This window comes from Thalassotalea agarivorans (assembly GCF_030295955.1).
GTDB lineage: Bacteria > Pseudomonadota > Gammaproteobacteria > Enterobacterales > Alteromonadaceae > Thalassotalea_D > Thalassotalea_D agarivorans.
Map to the genome: position 1 here is coordinate 81,115 of NZ_AP027363.1, position 17,471 is coordinate 98,585.

Annotated in this window: 17 protein-coding genes; 8 read left to right on the top strand and 9 right to left on the bottom strand. The window is 42.1% G+C overall.

Annotation, left to right across the window (positions count from 1 at the left end):
• Nucleotides 1-78: 78 nt before the first annotated feature.
• Nucleotides 79-1,194, top strand: a complete 1,116-nt coding sequence (gene wecB, locus QUD85_RS00405; RefSeq protein ID WP_218139594.1) for a non-hydrolyzing UDP-N-acetylglucosamine 2-epimerase — start codon at nt 79-81, stop codon at nt 1,192-1,194.
• Between the two features lie 29 nt (nt 1,195-1,223).
• On the opposite strand, the gene QUD85_RS00410 is transcribed toward wecB, so the two are convergent.
• From QUD85_RS00410 to QUD85_RS00430, 5 genes are all read right to left on the bottom strand, one after another.
• Nucleotides 1,224-2,807: a hypothetical protein gene (locus tag QUD85_RS00410; protein WP_093329354.1), complete on the bottom strand. Its 1,584-nt coding sequence runs from the start codon at nt 2,805-2,807 to the stop codon at nt 1,224-1,226.
• A 187-nt stretch (nt 2,808-2,994) separates the two neighbouring features.
• The gene (locus QUD85_RS00415) at nt 2,995-3,810 is read right to left on the bottom strand and encodes a GT-D fold domain-containing protein (protein ID WP_093329352.1); all 816 of its coding nucleotides are present in this window, start codon (nt 3,808-3,810) and stop codon (nt 2,995-2,997) included.
• A 20-nt stretch (nt 3,811-3,830) separates the two neighbouring features.
• Nucleotides 3,831-4,742 (bottom strand): glycosyltransferase family 2 protein, encoded by a 912-nt coding sequence (locus QUD85_RS00420; protein WP_093329351.1) that lies wholly within the window; start codon nt 4,740-4,742, stop codon nt 3,831-3,833.
• Nucleotides 4,743-4,770: 28 nt separating this feature from the next.
• Nucleotides 4,771-6,726, bottom strand: a complete 1,956-nt coding sequence (locus tag QUD85_RS00425; protein ID WP_093329349.1) for an acyltransferase family protein — start codon at nt 6,724-6,726, stop codon at nt 4,771-4,773.
• 15 nt (nt 6,727-6,741) lie between these two features.
• A complete protein-coding gene (locus QUD85_RS00430) occupies nt 6,742-7,635 on the bottom strand; it encodes a glycosyltransferase family 2 protein (protein WP_093329347.1) in 894 nt (297 codons plus the stop codon).
• A gap of 134 nt (nt 7,636-7,769) precedes the next feature.
• Here QUD85_RS00430 and ubiE point away from each other — a divergent pair, with 134 nt between their 5' ends.
• The 3 genes from ubiE to ubiB are packed head-to-tail and all read left to right on the top strand — an operon-like array spanning nt 7,770 to nt 10,840.
• Nucleotides 7,770-8,552: a bifunctional demethylmenaquinone methyltransferase/2-methoxy-6-polyprenyl-1,4-benzoquinol methylase UbiE gene (gene ubiE / locus QUD85_RS00435; RefSeq protein WP_093329345.1), complete on the top strand. Its 783-nt coding sequence runs from the start codon at nt 7,770-7,772 to the stop codon at nt 8,550-8,552.
• A gap of 3 nt (nt 8,553-8,555) precedes the next feature.
• Nucleotides 8,556-9,188, top strand: a complete 633-nt coding sequence (locus QUD85_RS00440; protein ID WP_093329343.1) for a ubiquinone biosynthesis accessory factor UbiJ — start codon at nt 8,556-8,558, stop codon at nt 9,186-9,188.
• Between the two features lie 2 nt (nt 9,189-9,190).
• Entirely contained in the window at nt 9,191-10,840 is a 1,650-nt protein-coding gene (ubiB, locus tag QUD85_RS00445) for a ubiquinone biosynthesis regulatory protein kinase UbiB (protein ID WP_093329341.1), read from the top strand.
• Here ubiB and QUD85_RS00450 read toward each other — a convergent pair.
• Nucleotides 10,809-11,423, bottom strand: a complete 615-nt coding sequence (locus QUD85_RS00450; protein WP_093329339.1) for a GNAT family N-acetyltransferase — start codon at nt 11,421-11,423, stop codon at nt 10,809-10,811. The genes ubiB and QUD85_RS00450 overlap by 32 nt on opposite strands.
• A gap of 160 nt (nt 11,424-11,583) precedes the next feature.
• On the opposite strand from QUD85_RS00450, the gene QUD85_RS00455 reads away from it, so the two are divergent.
• Nucleotides 11,584-12,150, top strand: coding sequence for a hypothetical protein (locus QUD85_RS00455; RefSeq protein WP_093329337.1), 567 nt, complete (start codon nt 11,584-11,586; stop codon nt 12,148-12,150).
• A 125-nt stretch (nt 12,151-12,275) separates the two neighbouring features.
• Nucleotides 12,276-13,319: a bifunctional transcriptional activator/DNA repair enzyme AdaA gene (locus QUD85_RS00460; protein WP_093329335.1), complete on the top strand. Its 1,044-nt coding sequence runs from the start codon at nt 12,276-12,278 to the stop codon at nt 13,317-13,319.
• Nucleotides 13,320-13,334: 15 nt separating this feature from the next.
• On the opposite strand, the gene QUD85_RS00465 is transcribed toward QUD85_RS00460, so the two are convergent.
• Together QUD85_RS00465 and QUD85_RS00470 are read right to left on the bottom strand one after the other, a co-directional pair.
• Nucleotides 13,335-13,763 (bottom strand): hypothetical protein, encoded by a 429-nt coding sequence (locus tag QUD85_RS00465; protein ID WP_093329333.1) that lies wholly within the window; start codon nt 13,761-13,763, stop codon nt 13,335-13,337.
• Nucleotides 13,763-14,353, bottom strand: a complete 591-nt coding sequence (locus QUD85_RS00470) for a CPBP family intramembrane glutamic endopeptidase (RefSeq protein WP_093329332.1) — start codon at nt 14,351-14,353, stop codon at nt 13,763-13,765. The genes QUD85_RS00465 and QUD85_RS00470 overlap by 1 nt, the downstream gene beginning before the upstream one ends.
• A 135-nt stretch (nt 14,354-14,488) precedes the next feature.
• Between QUD85_RS00470 and QUD85_RS00475 the strand changes: the two genes are divergently transcribed.
• A complete protein-coding gene (locus QUD85_RS00475) occupies nt 14,489-15,412 on the top strand; it encodes a DUF808 domain-containing protein (protein WP_093329330.1) in 924 nt (307 codons plus the stop codon).
• Nucleotides 15,413-15,440: 28 nt separating this feature from the next.
• Entirely contained in the window at nt 15,441-16,487 is a 1,047-nt protein-coding gene (locus QUD85_RS00480) for a DUF2235 domain-containing protein (protein ID WP_093329329.1), read from the top strand.
• Here the strand turns inward: QUD85_RS00480 and QUD85_RS00485 are convergent.
• Nucleotides 16,479-17,471 carry a 2-hydroxyacid dehydrogenase gene (locus QUD85_RS00485; protein WP_093329327.1) on the bottom strand — a complete coding sequence of 331 codons (993 nt, stop codon included), beginning with the start codon at nt 17,469-17,471 and terminating at the stop codon, nt 16,479-16,481. The genes QUD85_RS00480 and QUD85_RS00485 overlap by 9 nt on opposite strands.

Consider the following 17,471-nt stretch of genomic DNA (forward strand, 5'->3'; position numbering starts at 1 on the left):
AATAAGTTTGTCGACATAGCTTTATCCATCCGATTACTGGACGTATAATGATGTTAACTTGAATTAATGCGATATTCTATGAAAGTTCTTACGGTTTTTGGCACGCGGCCAGAAGCGATAAAAATGGCACCTTTGGTGCACGCATTGGCAAACAACCCAGCGATAGACGCTAAAGTGTGTGTAACAGCGCAGCATCGCGATATGTTGGACCAAGTGCTTGCATTGTTTGATATTACACCTGACTTTGACTTGAACGTAATGAAGCCGGGCCAAAGCTTAACCGACGTTACAACCAATATTATAACTGGTCTTGCGCCGGTGTTGGCCGACGTTAAACCTGACGTGGTGTTGGTGCATGGCGATACAGCAACAACCTTTGCCACTAGCCTAGCTGCCTATTACCAGCAAATAGATGTTGGTCATGTAGAAGCCGGGCTAAGAACAGGTAACATCTACTCACCATGGCCGGAAGAAGCAAACCGTAAACTGACAGGTGTATTGACCAAATATCACTTTGCGCCAACAGAACAATCGAAGCAAAATTTACTTGCTGAAGGCATTGCGGCGAGTGATGTAATTGTGACAGGCAATACCGTGATTGATGCCTTGTTTATGATGCGGGAGAAAATCAGCGCTAATCCTGCCCTTGCAGATGAACTAAGTGCACAGTTTCCGATGCTAGATGCAGACAAACGCCTCATACTAGTGACAGGGCATCGTCGAGAGAATTTTGGTGCAGGCTTTGAATCTATTTGTCAGTCATTAGTTGATATTGCAAAGAAGTACCCAGACTGCCAGATACTCTATCCGGTGCATTTAAACCCTAACGTTCGCGAGCCAGTAAATCGTTTGTTGCAGGGAATAGACAATGTGCTTCTGATTGAACCACAGCAATATTTGCCGTTTATTTACTTGATGAATCAGGCTCATATTATTTTGACTGATTCGGGTGGCATTCAAGAAGAAGCGCCGTCACTAGGAAAACCAGTGCTGGTGATGCGTGATACTACAGAGCGGCCAGAAGCAGTTAGTGCGGGCACGGTACAACTTGTCGGTACTGATCGCGATAAGATTTTAGCTGAAGTTAGCAAATTAATGGACGATAAAGCTGCCTATGAGCAAATGAGTTTTGCCCATAATCCATATGGAGATGGCACCGCTTGCCAACAAATTGTGGCGCATTTACTAGCATAAAAAAAGGAGCGTTTAAGATCCTTTTTTTATTACCAAACACAGCTGTGTTCTATTTGTTTGCTGTTACCTTTTAGATATCTTCTGGTTTTACCTAACGAAAAATACACGTCAAATACCGACCCTACATCTAGATAGGTATTGTTAGGAAAACGCTCGGTTAAGGTGCAAATTAGCATGTTACTAAGCGCACCCGAGCAAAAGATAAAGACTTCATTTTCCACTTGATTGGTTTCGATATAGTCAGCCATTTCAGCGATGGTTTTGTCGTAATCGTCAGCCCATGCATTCATGCCAACGCGAAAGTCTTTTTTGATGGGGAACGGCAAGTGTTCCAAGCGTGCTTTTTCGAAGCAAATCATGTTAAGTATGCGCCCTTGTAACGCTTTTAAGGTAACTTCCATAAAAGGTTTATAGTTAGCATTAATAAACACCGACGCCCAGGTTAACTGCGCTTGAGGAATACCCGCCGCTTCGATAATAGCATCACAATAATCATCACCAACACAGCAACGCCCCGGCACACCTACAAAATAGTTGGGGTTATCAAAGGTTAATGATTTATTTAAAATTATGCGATTACGCTCATGTTTCTCGTCACCAGGATTGTAGAAAAAGCGGGATGTTTTAATGGTTTCGCCTTTCACAATCTTCATTTCGCCGTCACCCACACGGATAACAGAAAAATTCTCATGATTAAGTAGTTTATCGGTAAAAAAGTATAGCTCTTCACGAAAGCTTCTACGCTCTTTTGATGCGGGTAATAGCGTTTTGATACGTGGCCAGTCAGCGCTGGTTTTGTCGGCTATCGAACGCAGTTCGCGTTGCCTGTATGTTTGGTTAAACTGAAGACGACTATGGTATAGGCTGTGTTCTACATCAGTAGCGGCTGAATGCACAAAAGGTGTGGCTAACACATCAATATTAATTTGCTGGGCAAATACGCCAAGTAGCACATCGGGGCTATATTGTTCTTTGTCAGACGCTGTCACGCTCGCCAAAAACGCAGAGGCTGTTTTGGTTGGCAATAAGGTTGCGTGTCTAACATAATCAACTGCTTCAAAGTTTGCTGTTTTTATACCATCCCAACCAACTATTTGATGTTCATCTTGCTGGGCTATAACGCCGCTGGCACCAAAAATAGCGGTTTTTTTATTGAGCTGATTAATGGTCGCACTGAGCCAACCTTTTTGAGGTAGCATGAAATGATCTAACCACAGTACTAAGTCTGTGCGCGCAAGGCCTGACAATGCAACTTTTTGCCACTGCGCGAAATCGGCATTAACCACAAAAGCAACGTCAACTTCATTTGATAAGTCGTAAAATGCTTTATCTTCGTTACTTTGGCAGATAACCCAAATGGTAGACGCTACCGTCGTTTGATGCTTGATGTTGTCAATAAGTGCCAATGTTGAGTCTTCATAAACAGTCGCATCGACAATAACAGTTACAACAGCATCGTCTTGCACAGATGACACTTTTCCTTGTGCATCTATATGCTTCAAACGCTTACTTTGCTTTTGAGTAGTTGTTTTTCTTGCAAGCACAAAGCGAAAAAATCGGACAATGTTGGTTTGATACCAGGTCTTAATAGATTGTTTTAAATTTTGTTTCATATAACTGCTTTAACTTGTTTTATGTAAGCTTTTACTTTTTTAGTATTGCCTACTAATTTACTGACAATATTGATTTCATATTGCTGTGTTTGCAGGCAACGATTAACCAATATTGTACTCGTGTTAAATATATAATTGAGTTTGCATCAAAACGGTTTTTAGAATGCAATTGCACCATGCATACAGTTTACCAGATACACACTTTCCTTAATCTTTTTCTGCTTCCTTTTAAGTACTTTCGCGTTTTCCCTAATTTCATCATTTCGTCAAAAACTGAACCAACGTCAATATACGTATTATTAGGGAAAGACTCAGTAAGCTTATAAATAAGCATATTGCTTAATACGCCAGCGCAAAAGATAAATACCTCGCCTTCAATATTGTTTTCATTTAAATAGTTAGTCATTTGAAGTAACAATTCGTCATAATCATCGACCCAAGCGTTAGCGCCTACACGGAAATCTTGATTGACAGAAAATGGCAGCCCAGACAGATCAGATTTTTCGTGACAAACCATATTAACTTTTTTGTCTTTTAGAATAGTTACTGTGTTAGACAAAAATCTGGGGTAATTGGAATTGACGAAAATATTGGCCCAGGTTAATTGCTGCTCGTCCTGCTTAGATTGCTCTCTAAGCTCGTTACAATGCTCATTGCCAACACAGCACCTGCAAGGTAGGCCTACGAAATATTGTGGGTGTTTAAACAATAAAGAAGACTCTAAAATATCGCGATAATGCTCATCTTTAGTGTTGTCAGGGGAATATTTGTGCTCGCCGTTATGCTTTGAAGATAAATCTATTGCCTGACCATTAATCACCATCATTTCTCCATCACCAAAGCGCACCAAAGAGAAGGGTTCATTGGTCTGAAGTTTTTTGTTGAAATCGTCTAGCTCACGATTAAATTGCTTACCATCGCCGCTGTCTGCAGTGAAACCAATGTAAGGAACAATATTGTTTCTGTACCATGATTTAACTGACTGCACTAGATTCTGTTTCATAAGGCCTGTTTACTTTTAGGTTATGGTTTAGTGTCTTGTTTAGCTACAACTTCCCAGCCATCTTCAGTATACGTATCAACAATCATAGAGCGCGTGTCTTTATGATCGACCGTTTTATACGTAGCTACTTTTAATCGGCCTACGGCCTTACCAAAGTCAGGTCGGCAGCTCCAGCCGCTCATGTCATCTTCAACATGCGGCGGCACATATGTTTTGATACCGCCATGCTTAAGCGCCATATAACTTAAATGAATGTCTTCACCGTTGTCCCAAGACGCAGGTTCTTCTCGCCACATGTAGTTGACGTATTCCTTGCGCATAAACCAAGCATGACCAACAAGGTCGACCGCAATGGGTTGTTCGCTGTGAACACCATTCCAGCCAGCTTTTGTTTTACTCGAATAACCACCTGTGGTCGGCAAGATAACACCAGAACCACCTAAAATACCATCATGGCCATTGGCTATGGTATTGAGACAATTCTCAAACCATTTAGGTTGCGGCAAAATATCATCGTCAAAAAAGGCGACATAACCTGTTCTAGCTAAGTTCGCTAGGGCAAATCGGCCCCAGAATAAATAGTTGGTGTTGGACACGACAACTCTATCGGCAAGATCAGAAACGTCGAGTAGCTCTTCTTCACTGCGGTTTGACCAAACCCAAATTTCTTTTGGTGGCACCGTTTGAGCGCGTAAAGCTTTGATTTGCTCTGCCAAATATTCAGCACGTCGATAGGCTGTCAGAATGACGGTAATGCCGTCATCTGTTGGTGCGGGCATCGGCTTAGCATCCTGATTAAATGAAACCGTGTCGGTATTCTTATTGACTGCGCGCTCTACGTGCCCTTTAACTTTGATGCGCCAAAAGCCAACTACGCGGGTATTCCACCACCATTTGATTGCTTGAGTTATTGTTTTCTTTTTCTTAACCATAAGTAATATTTCGTGTGATTAGACGTGCTTAATGTAATGGTATCAATGAAATGACAGCCTTTGCACCATCTAAGCTTAGATGATTATTGTCAAAGTACATCGATTTGTTTTTTAGTACCGCTGCGCAATGTGATTGCGAGCATAAAGCCTTGGTAGGCTTTAACGGTTTTAATTGCTCATCAAAGGGCAACGCTCTTAGCTTGGACAAAACAAAGGCATTTCTCTGTTCATAATAGCTTAGCGGCGTGGTTTTTGTGAGATCATAACTATAACTTCCACCAAAAATAGAAAATGGCGTTAGTATCGTATTAATGTCATCCGGGATTTCAGGCACGGGAAACAACACATAAACTTGTTTGCCGCTATCTAGCAATTTTTGTAGCGCTTTAACATAATCTTGCCAGTACATTTCTGCGGCTTGCTCGCTGGACAACTGGTGAAATTCATTTGTTAATCTGTGATTGGCATTTTCTGCAGGGATATGTGGATAGACTTTGTCGTGTTCTCCATATAAAAAACTGCTAGTTCTAAAGCCAAACAGCACGTGCTTGATTTGCTTGTTATTAACTAAAAACTCCAGAGATTCTCTAAACCAGCGATGGCAACCGGGTTTAATGACTTCAAATGATAGCGCTGGTGCACAGCCACTAAAGGTTAGGTGCAGCAGGCTTTGATCTTGCTCGTTAAGTCTATCGGCTAGGGCAAACCCAAGTTCAACTAAATGGCTATCGCCAAACAAGGCCCAGGTTGTTGTTCCTTGATTGTATTGGCAGGCCTTTTGGGCCGGAAGGTAATCTTCACTGAAGGTATGGCATTGTTTACGCATCGGGCTGGCAACAATTGAATCTTGATAGGCATTCTCAAAGCGCTGCGGGAAGCCTTTCCCAGCTAAAATAATGCCGGCAAGTATCATAACGCTTAGCAGTGCGACACCTGAACCTTTTAATATTGATAGCGACCCGACAGAGGTTTTACGACGAAAAGGTGTTTCCACGTATCGATAGCTTAAATAAGCCAATAAACCACTTAGTGCAATTGCAAAAACAAAGGCTTCAACACTTGGTTCTCCAAACGTTTTCATCCGCAAGAACGCAAAAATAGGTTGGTGCCAAAGGTACAAGGAATACGATAATAGCCCGACGTAAACGATGGCTTTGATGGAAAGCACTTTGCCAACAATATTGTTTTTATCTGCACAGCAGATAACAAGGCAAGTGCCCAAAACTGGCAAAATCGTGTAAATACTAGGAAATGGAGTGGCGTGATCAAACAAGACATAAGAGCCAATAATCATCACCAATCCCACTATAGCTAGCACTGACTTAACTGCTTTATGTGTTGAGGTTTTATCTAGGTGCCAGTAGGCAATGAGCGCACCAAAGAACAATTCCCAAGCGCGCGAAAAAATAAGATAAAAGTTGGCATCTACATAGTGTAATGTTGCTAACGTTTGTGCAAACAATAAAGAGCAAAGTGTTAAGCCTACCAGTACCCAACCAAGTTTACGTTTTTTGCTATACAAGGCGGCGAGTAAGAGAGGGAAGAACAAATAGTATTGTTCTTCAACAGCAAGGCTCCACGTGTGTAACAAAGGTTTTTGTTCAGCAGCTGTTGAAAAATAATCGCTAACGGCAAAAAAGTGAAAATTAGAGGTAAAAGTGAGAACAGCTAACACACTGTTCGCGTATGACTTAAGCAACTCTGTCGGCATTATGGCTAATGCAACTAGCGTCGTTACAATGACCATAGCTAAGAGTGCAGGTAATATTCTTCTGGCGCGGCGTTCGTAAAAGTTCACAAGACTATAACGACCCGCGTCCAAATCCTTTAGCAGGATAGAAGTAATTAAGTAACCGCTAATAACAAAGAAAACGTCAACGCCTGCGTAGCCGCCGCTAACGCCTAATAAACCGGCATGAAACAACACTACAGGGATTACAGCAAATGCACGTAATCCATCGATTTCAGGTCGATACGTTAACACCTATAAAGTCTCTTACTATTCTTGCATCCTACGGATTTTACTTCTTACCTTTGAAATACTTGAATCTTGCGCATAACGGCCTTTAGTGACATGGCGGATTTGATAAACGCCATCAACATCAATAGGAATACCTTCGCTACCAATCAGCCATTTAAACGCGGTATCTTCATAGGTTTTGCGCCAGCGTGTATCTTCTGTTTGAAACATTTTAAGCTTTTCACAGTATCCAATAGCGCGCGCAACATCAGCATGCACAATTTGAAAAGCGCCTTTGGCTTTATCACGAGAATGTTGAGAGAAATTCTCGGTAGAAATATCGACCACTTGAGGCTCACTTTCTTTACGGAGCATTGGGTCGTCATCCGTTAGCATCTCTGTCGTACATTCTGTGCGCGGGTAATACAAAATTTCTTGCTTACCTTGCAGTGCATCTGCCAGAGAGTCTATACAGTTTTCGTGGAAAATAATGTCGCAATCTGTAAACCAGAGCCAATCAGCGTTAGTAGACCGAGCCGCCATATTGCGACCAATACCACGTCGGAACAATTTCTCTTTAGAAATAGCGGTAAAATTCCATACCACGTTTTCAACAGCAATGTTATTGAAAAACTCGACCACGGCTTTTGTTTTTTCATCTTCTTCTGAATAAAACACAGTGACCGTCACTGTTGCTTTTGTCGGTGGGTTGTTCACAAATGAACTGAGCTGATAGGTCAGCATGTTACCGTAGCCCCAGCAATGACTGACAATTTCTAGATTTAAATGTCCGTCTAGCGCCTTTCTGTCTTCTTTTTTAGGAATCGCTTCTCTAAACCAAGAAGGTGGCAATATTTTTTCCATCACCAGTCGAAAAAACTGGATGGCATGCTGGTTGTAACGTCGAGGTGGGTATGTTTTTGTTATTTTCATGCTCAGGTCACATTAAGCTTAGGGAGTAAACACATAGAATAATACCATAGAGGTTGCATTTATTGGTATAAGCCTAGTTAATTATTTACAGAATTGGTATACACTAAGCGCAGAGATATTCACAGTAAACTGTTATGACATCAGCAAAAGATCAAAAGCCGGAGCAATCGGCATCAGATTCAACCACTCACTTTGGTTTTCAAACGGTAGATAAAGGCGATAAAGCGTCTATGGTTGCCGGCGTTTTTCATTCTGTCGCAAAACAATATGACATTATGAACGACCTTATGTCACTAGGTATTCACCGCTTATGGAAGCGTTTTACGATAGATGCTAGTGGTGTAAGGCCAGGTAATAAGGTGTTAGACCTTGCGGGTGGTACCGGAGATTTAACGGCAAAGTTTTCTAAAATTGTTGGCCAAGAAGGTAAAGTTATTCTAGCCGACATTAACAGTTCTATGCTCAATGTTGGCCGCGATAAACTGCGTGATAAAGGCCTAGTGCAAAATATCGAGTACGTGCAAGCTAATGCTGAAGCTTTGCCCTTTGAAGACAACTCATTTGATATCGTGACGATCGCTTTTGGCTTAAGAAACGTAACAGATAAAGATAAAGCGCTACGTTCTATTTACCGTGTACTAAAACCAGGTGGTCGTTTGTTGGTGTTAGAGTTTTCAAAACCTGAACACGAGATTTTAAACAAAGTATACGACTTTTATAGTTTCAATATACTGCCGAAAATGGGCGAGTTTGTTGCGAAAGACAGCGAAAGTTACCAATATTTAGCGGAATCTATTCGTATGCATCCAGATCAGGATACGTTAAAAGCGATGATGGACGACGCAGGTTTTGAACAAACGACCTATCACAATTTAACCGGTGGTATCGTTGCATTACATAAAGGCTTTAAGTTTTAAGCAATGGCGCAAACAATGTTCGTTCAGGGAATAACGCTTTTAATCGAAAAGGCGATAGCCAAAGTATTGGTGATGAATACAGCGGGCTATCCATTTGCGCAGCTAAAGGGTAAACAACTCGGGCTTGCGTTCAATGAACTTGAGCAATGCTTCTTGCTGTCCTTCAGCGAAAACGATGTTTCAGTGCACGCAGTTGATGCAACACAATTTGCGCAAACAGACTGCGCGGTGAAAACAAGCATTTCTGGTTTAAGTGAACTTAAGCAAGGGGCGCAAATTACCGATTTAATCAAGTCTGAACAAATTGTTGTTACTGGCGACATTAAAATCGCGCAGCAGTTAACCAGCGAAATCGATAAACTTAATATCGATTGGCAATCAGAAGTAGCCAAGCATATTGGTGATGTTGCAATGTATAAGCTGTGGCGAGGCAACAAGTTTATTGCCCAAAAGATTGGCTTTTTTGGTAAAACTGTAGCCGCTGACGCGTCTGAATATCTGCTACATGAGCAAAAGCTAGTGGTGTCTAGTTCAGAACTAACAGCGTTTAATGAACAAGTGGATTATACCGTCAAGCTACTTCAAGACATTGAACAACGCATTGTCGCGATAGATCAAAAAATTAAGGGACAGTAACAGTGAGTTTTGCTCGTTTGTTTCGCATTTTTAGCACGTTTTTGCAGTTTGGTTTAGACAAACTCATTCCTGCACGATTTTTACCTTGGTATGCCAAGGTGTTTCGCATGTGTTTCTTTTGGATAGGTAACAAACACAAAGATAAAACGCCCGCCCAACGCTTTCGTTTAGCTATTGAATCACTTGGCCCTGTATTTATTAAATTTGGTCAAATGCTCTCTACTCGCCGTGATCTATTGCCAGAAGACTTCGCCAACGAACTAGCTTTGCTACAAGATCAAGTTGAGCCCTTTTCAGGTGAACAAGCAGAAAAAATCGTTAGAAAGGCGATTGGAGAAAGTCTGTATAACGAACATTTCGCAGAATTTGATACCAACCCATTGGCATCTGCGTCTATTGCGCAAGTACATGCCGCCTCGATGACTTTAGATGGTGAAACACATCAAATCGTCGTTAAAGTGCTTAGGCCTGGCATCGAAAAAATTATTCGCGCTGATATTAAACTGATGTCGGTTATTGCATCGCTAGTTGCTAAATGGTTGCCAGACGGTAAACGTTTGCGCCCTGTTGAGGTAGTTAAAGAATATGAAAGAACTATCATCGACGAACTAGATTTAATGCGTGAAGGCGCCAATGCCATTCAACTAAAACGCAATTTTTCACAAGGTGATGCCAGCGACAAGATTCTTTATGTGCCAGAAGTGTACAGCAAGTTTTGCCACAAAAATGTGCTGGTAATGGAACGTATTTATGGCATTGGCGTGGGTGAGGTTGAAAAACTGAAAAGCCTTAACGTCAACATGAAAGTGCTTGCTGATAGGGGCGTGGAAGTCTTTTTTACTCAGGTTTTTCGAGATAGCTTTTTTCATGCGGACATGCATCCAGGCAACGTCTTTGTGGATGTGACCAACCCTGACGATCCAACGTGGATAGCGATAGACTGCGGTATCGTAGGTACGCTAAACCGCGAAGATAAACGCTACTTAGCAGAAAACTTTGTCGCCTTTTTCAATCGTGATTATCGAAAAGTCGCGGAGCTTCATGTAGATTCAGGTTGGGTGCCTGCCAATACCAGCGTAGATGAGTTCGAGTTTGCTATTCGCACGGTTTGCGAGCCCATTTTCAATAAACCACTAGCCGAAATTTCATTTGGCCAAGTATTGGTGAATCTGTTCAATACCGCCCGTCGATTTAATATGGAAGTGCAGCCGCAACTGGTGTTGTTGCAAAAAACCTTACTTTATATCGAAGGTCTGGGTCGTCAGTTGTATCCACAACTGGATTTATGGCAAACAGCTAAGCCTTACCTAGAATCATGGGTCAAAGAGCAAATGGGTGTGAAGGCGGTGTTTGAAAAAATCAAAGATAACCTGCCGTTTTGGAACGAAAAACTGCCTGAAATACCAGATCTTGTTTACGATTACTTGCGCGTAGGTAAACAGGCGCATGAAACGCAAAAAGAGCTCATCAACCAAGCGTTGGCCAAGCAAGACAGCCAACATAAACAACTGCTTAATAGTGTTATTGGAGCAGGCTTTGTTGTTAGTGCAGCGCTGCTGGCGGTGGCTAAACTACCGATTATTGCGGCAATTACCGGTGTTGTCGGTGGTGTTTTTGTGATTAAAGCTTTAACTGCATCAACTCGTGACTAACACCACGGCCAAAACGATTTTGTAAACGCCCTGTTTTAGCATCAATGACCTGATAGCCTTGCCTCAAATACAAAGCTTTCGCTTTTGGGTTTGTCTCTGCAACATCTAACACCACAGCGCTGTAACCTTGTTGTTTCGCTTTTTCAGCGACCATAGTCATCATGCGCGCACCTATACCTTGGCCACGGACGCTATTGCTTACCCCAAAGTTATGCAAGCACGCTGTATTTTTAGGTGGTGGCGGTACAATTTTTTCAAATGCTAGTCCACGTTTAATAACCTTGAGGCCGCTTAAAAGGCCGTAATAGACAAAAATACGTTTGATAGCAGATAGTGTGTATCGCAAGTTGTCCTGGGCGGGTCGATAGCCTACTAGCCCAACAACTTCACCGTTAATTTCAGCAACGAAATGATCCTGATAACCGAACTCACCGTCACCTTTTTTATAGGCATAACTTAAAAACTCTATCGATTGACTCTCATGGGTCACAGAAAACACATAGTTAAATGCTTCAGGGCCAGATGAGTACATTAAGGGGATTGCTTGTTTTATGTCGTCAGGTGTCGCAGGGCGAATAAGCATCTAAAAATTCCGTTGTGTAAGTCCATGATTAAGTGTAACTTTAGTTTGTATTGTCTCAATCATAAATCGATACGAATTCTTTAAAATACCGATGTATTTTAAAAATAAAGCGCTCATCTAGATGAAGTGCGTATTAACAATAAATATTAGGGAAAATTTGATGAAGTCTATTTTAACAGGGTTGGCGCTCACTGCGCTTTTATTCTCGTTTCAATCCTCTGCAGAAGAATACGAAGATGCCGTATTTGGTAAACACGCCACTTTAGGTGCAGGTTATTATGTGCTTGAAGTTAATGCAGATAGTGAAGATTTTGGCGACGACCAATTCACCGGCTACGTGTTGTCGGGTGGTTACGCATTTAGCAACGAAGTTGGCGTTCGCGTTAATTACTATATGACCGAGCATTCGGATTTAAGCAGTCTTGAAAATGACGGTTTTGATCTGCTTGGTTTATGGGGTTCAGGCCTAACAGAAGAAGGTTTTAAAGCTTACATTGGCGGTGGTTTCTATAGTGAAAAGTGGGAATTATCTGAGTTGAGCTTCAGCGAATCATTTTCTGGCTTGCAGCTTGCTGGCGGTTTAGGTTATTCGTGGGAAGCGTTCACGCTTGATGGTATTTTAACATTGCGTGAAACCAGCAAATATGAAGATTTCTTTGAAGATGCAGGTATTAATGCTGATGCATCTGCTGTGACCTTTGCTTTGGTAGCGTCTATTCGTTTCTAAGGCTTGTCACCATAGATAAAAAGGCCACTGATGTGGCCTTTTTTAATTGCTTGTTCAAATTTCGGTTGTTGCCGTATCGTCTATATTTCACAATGGGATTATCAGTTGTTAGTTAACGATAAAACATGTGGATTACTCAACCTCAGCTTATAGAAGAATATTACCAAGCCCTTGTTGCTAAGGATTCACACTACCTTGGCACTTTTTATGTAGGCGTTACATCAACGGGCATATTCTGCATTCCTACCTGCACGGCTAGAAAGCCTAAGTTAGCCAATGTTAAATTTTACAGTGAGTTAAAAGATGCACTAGATGAGGGGTTTAGGCCTTGCAAGGTTTGTAACCCTGGACAAAATGCATTTTCTGCACCCGAGGCGGTTACTGCTGCAATGTCGTTAGTAAAAGCAAACCCGCAAATTAAAGTAGGCGACAGTATGCTGCGACAGCATAACATTGCGCCAGAAAAGGTGCGTCGATGGTTTAACAAGCATTACGGTATGACGTTTCAAGCATATCAACGGATGTCACGCATTAACCAAGCTTTTCAACAAGTACAAGCGGGCGAAAAAACGGCGGATCTGGCGATGGATAGTGGCTATGATTCGTTAAGTGGTTTTGGTTATACCTTCAAGAAGTTAGTAGGAAAATCGCCACAAAAAAATCGCAAAAATCGCTTGCTTCTTGATCGATTTGATACACCCCTAGGTCCAATGTTTGTGTGTGCTTCTGACGACGGCATTTGCTTACTTGAGTTTGTTGACAGGAGAGGATTAGAGAATGAATTTAAAGATATTCAGCGCAAACTTGATGCGGTTATATTGGCGGGAGAAAACAACCATATTCAGCAATGCAAGCAAGAGCTAGCACAATACTTTGCGCATAAGCGCCAATCATTTTCAGTAGCGCTTGATGCGCCTGGTAGCGAATTTCAGCAAAGAGTATGGTACCAGTTGCAACAGATCCCTTATGGTCAAACGCGCAGTTATCAACAACAGGCGGAGCATATCGGGCAACCTACGGCGACTCGAGCGGTGGCCAATGCCAACGGCCATAATCGCATTGCCATTATTATTCCTTGCCACCGCGTTATAGGGAAAGACGGTTCGCTTACTGGATATGGCGGCGGACTAGCTCGTAAGCAATGGTTGTTAAACCTAGAGCAGGGCTAGCCCATAGTATTGGTGTTAGTTAATGCTTTTAGGGGGTTGTTTGGGTTTTGCTGGCTGTTGTCCTGCGCCGCTAGGACAGCTGGTTTTTTCAAAGCCTAAACCTCTTTCTTGTAACGTGCCAACTGGCTTGAAGCCTGCTTCAGTTGCTTTGTCCAAATTGACCGATTTTATTTGATGCACGTGAATAATACCCGTTTCTGCACCGCACATGCTTATATAGCTGATGCCGGTTACCATGGCGCAACTAGAGGTTGAAACAAGTACCTCTTGTTCGGTTAACAGCGCTTTAGATTGTGCTAGCGTCATGCCGTCATTGTTACATTGCGTTTGGCCAGACGAGATATAGACTTGTACGTCACTTGGCATTGTTTTATCTGCACTTGCACAGGCGGTAAACAGGGCCGTGGCTGCGGCGGCTAAAAAAAATGAGGATTTTATATTCATTATGCTTCCTTTTGCATGTCGGCACCCAACAAATGAGGCTTTTTAACGATCACCGTTAGCGCGATAAAATCGTAAACGGCGTGCCAAACGGCTACTAGCAATAAGCTATCACTATAAATATAGCCTAGCCCAAGCAATAACCCGATAAAAAACGTTAACGCGAAATAAACAAAATTAAGCGCATGCATAGCGCCAAAAATGAGGGAAGTGATTAATATTGCTGGCCACATCCCAAGCTTCTCGGTGAGAGGCGACTGCATAACGCCTCGAAACAATAACTCTTCAGAAATACCTGCCAACAACGAAATAACGGCAATAGCGGGCCATTGCAGTCCTTTAAACATCGGCACTAATGAATTAGTCAGCGCGGAAATAGGTTTTTGCAATGGATTAGGAATTTTGACCAGTGCCGCAAAAAACAAATAGGTAAGCACAGCTAGTCCAACCCCTGCTGTTACATCAAAACTTAAGCTCGACGAATAAAGATCCATTTCTATGCTGAATACAACCGCTAACGTTAAGGCAATAACGGTTAAGATAATCTGACTGATAATTATATGATGAGCTTTTAGTTGTTTGCTTGAATCCATAAATCTACAACCGATAAAACGAATAGTTTTAATCTACCCTATTGTTCACTAAATCCCTATTATTTTTCGTTGGTCATTCAAGCAATTATCTTGTTACACTTTTTGCTATTAGCAATTGCATAAAAAGGAAATGAGATGGCAGGTGCGAGTTTACTGACCCTACTAGATGATATAGCAACGATGATGGATGATGTTGCCGCAATGTCGAAAGTCGCTGCACGAAAAACTGCGGGTGTATTGGGCGATGATCTGGCATTAAACGCGCAACAGGTCTCTGGTGTGAAAGCTGATAGGGAACTTCCCGTGGTATGGGCGGTAACCAAAGGCTCATTTCTTAATAAGCTCATTTTAGTACCGGCAGCTTTGTTAATTAGCGCGGTTTATCCGCCCCTGATCACTGTGCTTTTGGTTATTGGTGGTTTGTTTCTCTGCTTCGAAGGAGCCGAGAAAGTTATTGAAAAAGTACATGGCAAAAAACATCACACGCCGCAAGCAACAACACAAACAAGTACCCCAGAGGCGATTACAGCGCTAGAACAAACCAAGATAAAAGGGGCAATTAGAACCGACTTTATTTTATCCGCAGAAATTGTCGTCATTATCCTAGGTACGGTAGCGAGTGAATCGTTTCAAATGCAGGTAATGGTACTGTCTTCCATGGCTGTACTGTTTACCATTGGCGTTTACGGTTTAGTTGCTGCCATCGTGAAACTCGATGATCTAGGTCTATATCTGCTCAAAAAATCATTTACTGGTCAGTTTAATCGATTCCAGTTATATACGGGTCGCGCTATTTTAGTTACCGCGCCTTGGCTGATGAAGACGCTGGCATTTGTCGGTACTTTAGCGATGTTTTTAGTTGGTGGCGGCATATTAACGCACAGCTTTCATAGCCTAGCTGAAGTATCTGGGCAGGTTACTGCGGCATTGTTGCCGATAGTAGGTGAATGGAGCCATTGGTTATTACCTATTTTGTTTGATGGCATCATAGGGTTAATCGCTGGCTTAATTGTGGTTGCGATGTTTATCTTTGCTACTAAGCTAGTTAAAAAACGCTAAAACTAATAACAAAACAATGGAGTGAACCATGGCAAAGCGAATTGTGATTTGTTGTGACGGTACCTGGAATAGACCCGAGCGCTTAAACAAAAACGATCACCCAACCAATGTTTTAAAGTTTGCACGTGCAATCTCACCTGAGGATAGCCATGGCAACAAACAAGTAGTGTTTTATGATTGGGGTATTGGTTCGTATCATAATAAATTGCTTGGTGGTGCAATTGGTGCGGGCTTAGATAAAAACATTAAAGACGCATACCGTTTCTTGGTGCACAACTATAGTGAGGGTGATGAAATCTTTTTGTTTGGTTTTAGTCGTGGCGCCTATACTGTGCGCAGTTTGTGCGGCATGCTGAATAATTGCGGTATTTTAAAGAGTGTTCATGGCAATAAAATTGAGCAAGCTTTTGAGTTATACAAAACCAAGAAATACAAGCCGTCTTCAGATTATGCCAAGCAATGGCGAAGCCAATATGCGATAGCAGTAGATAGTAAAGTTGACTTTGTCGGTGTGTTTGACACCGTTGGTGCAATGGGTCTGCCGTTTACCATTTTTGGTTTAATCGACGATAAAGACTTATTCTACGATCGTAAACTGGGTGGCAATATTAAGGTGGCGCGACATGCATTGTCGCTTGATGAACTGCGAAGTGATTTTGAACCGACAGTTTGGCTACCAAGAGAAGGCGTCGACCTGCAACAGGTATGGTTTACCGGTAGTCATTCAGATATTGGTGGTGGCTATGCACCAGACAAAGATGACAGTGTTTTGTCGGACATTCCAATGCGATGGATGCAATCGCAAGCAAACGCTCATGGTCTGCAATTTGACCCTTATCTAACAAACGTCAGTTCCAATACGTTTGCCTCGATTCACAACGAATACAAAGGTAAGTTTAAATTAATGGGAAAACTGGTGCGCGAAATCCCCGCGCAACATAAGATTCCTACGAGCATTCATGCTAGTGTGTTTGAGCGTATGCAACAAAGCGATTACAACAATGAATCAGTTCAAAAATACAAGCAGCGCTATGGCGACCTGCCGCCTATTGCTGAAGACGAGCCATCACAATAGGTTTTCGCACGGTTGCTTGTTAAACAGCTGATGCAAGTTACCTAAGGTTGTTTCTGCAATGGTGGTTAGCGCTTCCTCAGTAAAGAAACCTTGATGACCGGTGATCAAAACGTTAGGGAAGGTGAGTAGTCGCTGAAACACGTCATCATCAATAACTTCTGAAGATAAGTCTTCAAAAAAGAGTTCGCTTTCTAGTTCATACACATCCAAACCCAAATAACCGAGTTGCTTATCTTTTAGCGCAGAAATTACCGCTTCACTATCAATTAAGCCACCACGACTAGTGTTAATTAGCATAGCACCACGTTTCATTTGAGTGAGTGTAGCCTTATTGATCATATATTGCGTTTGTGGCATTAACGGGCAATGCAAACTAATAATGTCGGCACATTGCAACAAATCTGTTAGGTCGAGATACTCAGCACCTAGCGCAATAGCTTGTTCATTTTGATATGGGTCATAGCATACTAGTTTGCAACCAAACCCCTTGAAGATTCGCATTGTGGCAATGCCGATTTTACCTGTGCCGATAATGCCAACGGTTTTATTGTGAAAGTTAAAACCGCGCAAGCCTGATAATGAAAAGTTGTTTTCACGCACACGATTATAGGCTTTATGAAATTTTCGACTTAAGGTTAGCGCTAGGCCTACCGCATGTTCTGCAACAGCTTCTGGCGAGTACTCGGGCACACGGCAAACAGCTATATCTAGCGCTTTCGCTTTTTGTAGATCTAGGTTGTTAAACCCAGCGCAGCGCAGTGCTATCACGTTGACATTAAAACTGGCGAGTTTTTCTAATACGAAGGCATCGACTTCATCATTAACAAAAATACAGACCGCGTCAAAGCCATTGGCTAGCTCAACAGTTTCTCGGCTGAGTTTGCTTTCAAAAAACGTTAACGCAATAGCATCGTTTTTGTTATATCGGGTTAAAAAGCGCTCGTCATACTTCTTCGAACTAAACACCGCAACCTTGTGACCCAT

Bases quoted from the DNA above. Each gene is read 5' to 3' on its own strand.
- QUD85_RS00415 (WP_093329352.1), bottom strand. From the start codon at position 3,810: ATGAAACAGAATCTAGTGCAGTCAGTTAAATCATGGTACAGAAACAAT.
- QUD85_RS00450 (WP_093329339.1), bottom strand. From the start codon at position 11,423: ATGCTTATTCGCCCTGCGACACCTGACGACATAAAACAAGCAATCCCC.
- wecB (WP_218139594.1), top strand. From the start codon at position 79: ATGAAAGTTCTTACGGTTTTTGGCACGCGGCCAGAAGCGATAAAAATG.
- QUD85_RS00440 (WP_093329343.1), top strand. From the start codon at position 8,556: ATGGCGCAAACAATGTTCGTTCAGGGAATAACGCTTTTAATCGAAAAG.
- QUD85_RS00455 (WP_093329337.1), top strand. From the start codon at position 11,584: ATGAAGTCTATTTTAACAGGGTTGGCGCTCACTGCGCTTTTATTCTCG.
- QUD85_RS00460 (WP_093329335.1), top strand. From the start codon at position 12,276: ATGTGGATTACTCAACCTCAGCTTATAGAAGAATATTACCAAGCCCTT.
- QUD85_RS00475 (WP_093329330.1), top strand. From the start codon at position 14,489: ATGGCAGGTGCGAGTTTACTGACCCTACTAGATGATATAGCAACGATG.
- QUD85_RS00430 (WP_093329347.1), bottom strand. From the start codon at position 7,635: ATGAAAATAACAAAAACATACCCACCTCGACGTTACAACCAGCATGCC.
- QUD85_RS00420 (WP_093329351.1), bottom strand. From the start codon at position 4,742: ATGGTTAAGAAAAAGAAAACAATAACTCAAGCAATCAAATGGTGGTGG.
- QUD85_RS00485 (WP_093329327.1), bottom strand. From the start codon at position 17,471: ATGGGTCACAAGGTTGCGGTGTTTAGTTCGAAGAAGTATGACGAGCGC.
- QUD85_RS00465 (WP_093329333.1), bottom strand. From the start codon at position 13,763: ATGAATATAAAATCCTCATTTTTTTTAGCCGCCGCAGCCACGGCCCTG.
- QUD85_RS00470 (WP_093329332.1), bottom strand. From the start codon at position 14,353: ATGGATTCAAGCAAACAACTAAAAGCTCATCATATAATTATCAGTCAG.
- ubiE (WP_093329345.1), top strand. From the start codon at position 7,770: ATGACATCAGCAAAAGATCAAAAGCCGGAGCAATCGGCATCAGATTCA.
- QUD85_RS00410 (WP_093329354.1), bottom strand. From the start codon at position 2,807: ATGAAACAAAATTTAAAACAATCTATTAAGACCTGGTATCAAACCAAC.
- QUD85_RS00480 (WP_093329329.1), top strand. From the start codon at position 15,441: ATGGCAAAGCGAATTGTGATTTGTTGTGACGGTACCTGGAATAGACCC.